This window comes from Streptomyces sp. NPDC059080 (assembly GCF_042739975.1).
Lineage (GTDB): Bacteria > Actinomycetota > Actinomycetes > Streptomycetales > Streptomycetaceae > Streptomyces > Streptomyces benahoarensis.
Genome location: NZ_JBHYGX010000052.1, coordinates 15193 through 21478 on the forward strand (window position 1 = coordinate 15193; position 6286 = coordinate 21478).

The following is a 6286-nucleotide window of genomic DNA, read 5'->3' on the forward strand; positions in this document are numbered from 1 at the left end:
TTACAACCCCCCCCTCGCAACACGCGTTGATTGTATGTCTTGTGGGTTGGTTTTTGTTTATACTCCACCCCTGCCCCTTGTTCGGCCGGGTGGGCGGGACTGTGCGGACACGTCTTAGGGGCGCACGGCGGCCTTCCGCGCGCCCCAAGCGCCGCTCCGATGGCCGCCGTTGCCGTACCGATATGCGGACACCTAGTGACGGCTGACGCGGCCCTGCCATAGATTTCCAGCCCATCGCAGGAGAGCGCCAGGGACGGAGCCGCCATGACAGAGCACGACGGAACACCCACTTCCAGACAGGTCGTCACACCGACACGTGTGGTGGCCGGGCTGTGCCTGATCGCTCCGTTCGTGGCGATGCTCTGGGTGGGTTCGTACGCGAAGATCGAGCCGACGCTCATCGGCATCCCGTTCTTCTACTGGTACCAGATGCTGTGGGTGCTGATCTCCACGGTGCTGACGGTGATCGCGTACAAGCTGGTCCAGCGGGAGAACCGCGTCCGTAAGGGCGGTGCGGCCAGGTGATGCTCCCTTCCTTCGCGCTCGCCGCGTCCGGCACCGGCGGCGTCAACGGTGTCGCCCTCGCCGTTTTCGTCTTCTTCTTCGTCGCCGTCACCGTCATGGGCTTCCTCGCGGCCCGCTGGCGCAAGGCCGAGCAGTCCGCCAGCCTCGACGAATGGGGGCTGGGCGGCCGTAGTTTCGGCACCTGGGTGACGTGGTTCCTGCTCGGCGGCGACCTCTACACCGCGTACACCTTCGTGGCCGTCCCGGCGGCGATCTACGCGGCGGGCGCGTCCGGCTTCTTCGCCGTGCCGTACACGATCCTCGTGTACCCGATGATCTTCACCTTCCTGCCCCGCCTCTGGTCCGTCTCGCACAAGCACGGCTACGTCACCACCTCCGACTTCGTGCGCGGACGCTTCGGCTCGAAGGGTCTGTCGCTGGCCGTCGCGCTGACCGGCATCCTGGCGACGATGCCGTACATCGCCCTCCAACTCGTCGGCATCCAGGCGGTCCTGGACGTGATGGGCGTCGGCGGCGGCGAGAACACCAACTGGTTCGTCAAGGACCTGCCGCTGCTGATCGCGTTCGCGGTGCTCGCCGCGTACACCTACTCCTCGGGACTGCGCGCCCCGGCGCTGATCGCGTTCGTCAAGGACGGGCTGATCTATCTGGTCATCGCCGTCGCGATCATCTACATCCCGATCAAGCTCGGCGGTTTCGACGCGATCTTCCACGCGGCGGGCAAGGCGTTCGCCGAACCGGGCCCGACCGGTAAACCGCGCGGTGAGCTGGCGAGTGGCCCGAACAGCCAGTGGGCGTACGCCACGTTGGCGCTCGGCTCGGCGCTCGCGCTGTTCATGTATCCGCACTCGATCACCGCGACGCTCTCCTCCCGCAGCCGTAACGTGATCCGCCGCAACACCACGATCCTGCCGCTGTACTCGCTGATGCTGGGCTTCCTCGCACTGCTCGGCTTCATGGCGATCAAGGCGGGCACGGAGACCCACGGCAACGCCCAACTCGCCATCCCGCAGCTCTTCGAGGACATGTTCCCGAGCTGGTTCTCCGGCGTGGCGTTCGCCGCGATCGGCATCGGCGCGCTGGTGCCCGCCGCGATCATGTCCATCGCCGCGGCGAACCTCTTCACCCGCAACGTCTACAAGGACTTCCTGCGGCCCGGCGCCACGCCCGAGCAGGAGCACAAGGTCGCCAAGCTGGTGTCGCTGCTGGTGAAGGTCGGCGCGCTGGTCTTCGTCCTCAGCATGGACAAGACCGTGGCGATCAACTTCCAGCTGCTGGGCGGCATCTGGATCCTGCAGACCATGCCGTCACTGGTCGGCGGCCTGTTCACCCGGTGGTTCCACCGCTGGGCGCTGCTGGCCGGCTGGGCCGTCGGCATGGTATACGGCACGCTCGCCGCCTACGGCGTGGCGAGCCCGGCGCAGGCCCACTTCGGCGGCTCCAGCGCGGAGATCCCCGGCATCGGCCAGATCGGCTACATCGGCCTGACGGCGTTCGTCCTCAACGTCGTGGTGACGGTCGTCCTGACCGTCGTCCTGCGCGCCCTCAAGGCCCCCGACGGCACCGACGAGACCAGCCCCGGCGACTACACCGCGGACGTCGACGACAAGGGCGTCACCCCGGACCTGCCGCCCGCGACGGCGGACGTTCCGGCGGGGCGCTGACGTCGCGGACGCGACCTCTCCCCGCAGGCCGCCGTGTCCCTTTCGGGATGCGGCGGCCTGTTGTCGGGGGCGGAGGCCCGCTCGCCCAGTCGTGGCACGGCTCGGCCGACCCGAGACCACTGACAGCCACCCCTCGCTCACCACACCGCACTAGATATGGGGGTGCGCCCAAGAGCCCACCACCACATGTATGCTCATCCTCGCTGTCGCCGCAGGGGAATCCGGTGTGAGTCCGGAACTGTCCCGCAATGGTGTACGAGAGCGCAGATATCCTCCGATATCGCCTGACTGGCGTGCGCCCCGTGAGTCCGAAGACCTGCCGATGGTACGTCCGCGCCGCCCTGGCCCGGACGTCGAGATGTCCGGGCCCCGAGGGATGGGCCGGTGGACGCCGCGCGGGTCTCCGCGCGCCCGAGCGCCCCTGTGTGCCGCCGGGCGCCGCCGCCCGCCGTGGACCGTCCGTCGCGCCTCCCTCCGGCCCCGCCGAGTGAGGGAGAGCACCACGTGACCACCGCGCCACCGCAGTCCGCGACCGACGCCGAGGCCGCAGCGCTTGAGACGGCCACGTTCCCCGCCGACGCCCCCGGCCAGGACCCGCCCGGCACCGCCCTGCTGCGCACCCTGACCGAGCTGACCGCCGACCTGACGGCCACCGACCCCGGCAAGATCGCCGCCGCCGCGCTCCGCGGCCGCCACCCCGGCTCCGACGAGGCCGGGCTGCGGGAGCTGGCGATCGACGCCGCCGCCGGTCTGATCGGCGACGAGCCGCAGTACTCCAAGCTCGCCGCGCGGCTGCTCACCCTCGCCATCGCCGAGGAGGCCGCGCGCGAGGGCGCCGTCTCGTTCTCCGCGTCGGTCGCCACCGGCCACCGCGAGGGCCTGATCGCCGACTCCACCGCCGCGTTCGTCGCCACCCACGCCGCGGAGCTGGACGCCCTCGTCACCCGGGCGCTGGCCGACGGCGCCGACGACCGGTTCGGCTACTTCGGGCTGCGCACCGTCCACTCCCGCTACCTGCTGCGCCACCCCACCACCCGGCAGGTCATCGAGACCCCGCAGCACTTCCTGCTCCGGGTCGCCTGCGGTCTGGCCGAGGACGACTCGGCGCGGGCACTGGCCGACGTCGCCGAGCTGTACCGTCTGACCAGCTCGCTGTCGTACCTGCCCTCCTCCCCCACCCTCTTCAACTCCGGCACCCGCCACCCGCAGATGTCGTCCTGCTATCTGCTGGACTCGCCGCTGGACGAGCTGGATTCGATCTACGACCGCTACCACCAGGTCGCCCGGCTCTCCAAGCACGCCGGTGGCATCGGCCTCTCGTACTCCCGTATCCGGGCCCGCGGTTCGCTGATCCGCGGCACCAACGGGCACTCCAACGGCATCGTGCCGTTCCTGCGGACGCTGGACGCCTCGGTCGCGGCGGTCAACCAGGGCGGGCGCCGCAAGGGCGCCGCCTGCGTCTACCTGGAGACCTGGCACGCGGACATCGAGGAGTTCCTGGAGCTGCGCGACAACACCGGCGAGGAGGCGCGGCGTACCCACAACCTGAACATCGCGCACTGGATCCCCGACGAGTTCATGCGCCGCGTCGAGGCCGACGCCGACTGGTCGCTGTTCTCCCCCTCGGACGCGCCGGAGCTGGTCGACCTGTGGGGCGACGAGTTCGACGCCGCGTACCGCACGGCGGAGGCCGAGGGCCGCGCCACCAAGCAGGTCCCGGCGCGGGTGCTGTACTCCCGGATGATGCGGACGCTGGCGCAGACCGGCAACGGCTGGATGACCTTCAAGGACCACGCCAACCGCACCGCCAACCAGACCGCCGAGCCCGGCAAGGTCGTCCACTCCTCCAACCTCTGCACGGAGATCCTGGAGGTCACCGACGACGGCGAGACCGCGGTCTGCAACCTCGGTTCGGTCAATCTCGCGGCACACCTCGGCGACCCCGCCGCCGGGTGGGAGGACGCGATGGACTGGGAGCGGCTGGACGCCACCGTCCGCACCGCCGTCACCTTCCTCGACCGCGTGGTGGACATCAACTTCTACCCGACCGAGCAGGCGGCGGCCTCCAACTCCCGCTGGCGGCCGGTGGGTCTGGGCCTGATGGGCCTCCAGGACGTCTTCTTCCGGCTGCGGCTGCCGTTCGACTCGCCCGAGGCGCGTGCGCTGTCCACCCGGATCTCCGAGCGGATCATGCTCGCGGCGTACGAGGCGTCCGCGGACCTCGCCGAGCGGCACGGCCCGCACCAGGCGTGGTCGGCGACCCGTACCGCCCGCGGAGTGCTCCACCCCGACCACTACCCGGACGCCGAGCCGCTCTGGGCGGACCGCTGGGCCGCGCTGCGCGCCCGCGTCGCCGAGACCGGTATGCGCAACTCGCTGCTGCTGGCCATCGCCCCGACCGCGACGATCGCCTCCATCGCGGGCGTCTACGAGTGCATCGAGCCGCAGGTCTCCAACCTCTTCAAGCGCGAAACCCTCTCCGGCGAGTTCCTCCAGGTCAACGCGTACCTGATCGAGGAGCTGAAGGCGCTGGGACTGTGGGACGCCCGCACCCGGGACGCGCTGCGCGACGCCAGCGGCTCGATCCAGGACGTCTCCTGGATCCCCGAGGAGACCCGGGCGCTGTACCGCACCGCCTGGGAGATCCCGCAGCGCGCGCTGATCGACATGGCCGCGGCCCGGACGCCGTACCTCGACCAGAGCCAGTCGCTGAACCTCTTCATGGCGTCGCCGACCATCGGCAAGCTCAGCTCGATGTACGCCTACGCCTGGAAGCGCGGCATCAAGACCACGTACTACCTGCGCTCGCGTCCGGCGACCCGGATCGCGCAGTCCGCCCGCGCGGCCGTCCCCGCGCAGCTGCCGGTGGCCGACCCCGAAGCGGTCGCCTGCTCCCTGGAAAACCCCGAGTCCTGCGAGGCCTGCCAGTAATGCCCGACACCACCCTCACCCCTGACGCCGCCGCGGCCCACACCGCGACCACCGGCACGAAGAACCTCCTCGACCCGGGCTTCGAGCTGACCCTGCGGCCCATGCGGTACCCGGACTTCTACGACCGCTACCGCGACGCGATCAAGAACACCTGGACCGTCGAGGAGGTCGACCTCCACTCCGACGTCACCGACCTCGCCAAGCTCTCCCCGGGCGAGCAGCACCTGATCGGCCGCCTGGTGGCGTTCTTCGCCACCGGTGACTCGATCGTCTCCAACAACCTGGTGCTGACGCTGTACAAGCACATCAACTCCCCCGAGGCGCGGCTCTACCTGAGCCGTCAGCTCTTCGAGGAGGCCGTGCACGTCCAGTTCTATCTGACGCTGCTCGACACCTATCTGCCCGACCCGGACGACCGCGCCGCCGCGTTCGCCGCCGTCGAGAACATCCCGTCCATCCGGGAGAAGGCGGAGTTCTGCTTCCGGTGGATGGACTCCGTCGAGTCCATCGACCGCCTGGAGTCCCGGGCCGACCGCCGCCGCTTCCTCCTCAACCTCATCTGCTTCGCCGCCTGCATCGAGGGCCTGTTCTTCTACGGCGCGTTCGCCTACGTGTACTGGTTCCGCTCCCGCGGCCTGCTGCACGGCCTGGCCACCGGCACCAACTGGGTGTTCCGCGACGAGACGATGCACATGGACTTCGCGTTCTCGGTCGTCGACACCGTCCGCAACGAGGAGCCGGAGCTCTTCGACGCGGAGCTGGAGCAGCAGATCACCGCGATGCTCAAGGAAGCCGTCGAGGCCGAGCTGCAGTTCGCGCACGACCTGTGCGGTGAGGGCCTGCCGGGCATGAACTCCGCGTCGATGCGCGAGTACCTGCAGTGCGTCGCCGACCAGCGGCTCCAGCGCCTGGGCTTCACGCCGGTCTTCGGCTCGGAGAACCCGTTCTCCTTCATGGAGCTGCAGAACGTCCAGGAGCTGACGAACTTCTTCGAGCGGCGGGCGTCGGCCTACCAGGTCGCCGTCGAGGGTTCGGTCTCGTTCGACGACGACTTCTAGGGCACACACCACGAGCGGGCCGGGGGCGGGGGTGGGGTCACCGCGCCCCCCGCGGGTTCGGCCGGGGGGGCGGGCAGACGGTGGGTCGGACGGGGGTGCGCGCGGCAG

The 6286-nt window shown here is 69.9% G+C and carries 4 protein-coding genes and 1 riboswitch; all 4 genes read left to right on the forward strand.

Annotated features, from left to right (window positions below):
- Positions 1-264 precede the first annotated feature (264 nt).
- The 4 genes from ACFWWQ_RS27020 (at position 265) to ACFWWQ_RS27035 (ending at position 6178) form a co-directional block, all read left to right on the forward strand.
- Positions 265-525, forward strand: coding sequence for a DUF3311 domain-containing protein (locus ACFWWQ_RS27020; RefSeq protein ID WP_384601253.1), 261 nt, complete (start codon positions 265-267; stop codon positions 523-525).
- Positions 525-2189, forward strand: a complete 1665-nt coding sequence (gene mctP, locus ACFWWQ_RS27025) for a monocarboxylate uptake permease MctP (protein WP_384601303.1) — start codon at positions 525-527, stop codon at positions 2187-2189. The genes ACFWWQ_RS27020 and mctP overlap by 1 nt, the downstream gene beginning before the upstream one ends.
- A 169-nt stretch (positions 2190-2358) precedes the next feature.
- A riboswitch (cobalamin riboswitch) is annotated at positions 2359-2528 on the forward strand.
- A 165-nt stretch (positions 2529-2693) separates the two neighbouring features.
- Positions 2694-5120: a ribonucleoside-diphosphate reductase subunit alpha gene (locus ACFWWQ_RS27030; RefSeq protein ID WP_384601256.1), complete on the forward strand. Its 2427-nt coding sequence runs from the start codon at positions 2694-2696 to the stop codon at positions 5118-5120.
- Complete coding sequence (locus tag ACFWWQ_RS27035) at positions 5120-6178, forward strand: ribonucleotide-diphosphate reductase subunit beta (RefSeq protein WP_384601259.1); 1059 nt, start codon at positions 5120-5122, stop codon at positions 6176-6178. Before ACFWWQ_RS27030 ends, ACFWWQ_RS27035 begins: the two co-directional genes overlap by 1 nt.
- The last annotated feature ends 108 nt before the right edge of the window (positions 6179-6286 follow it).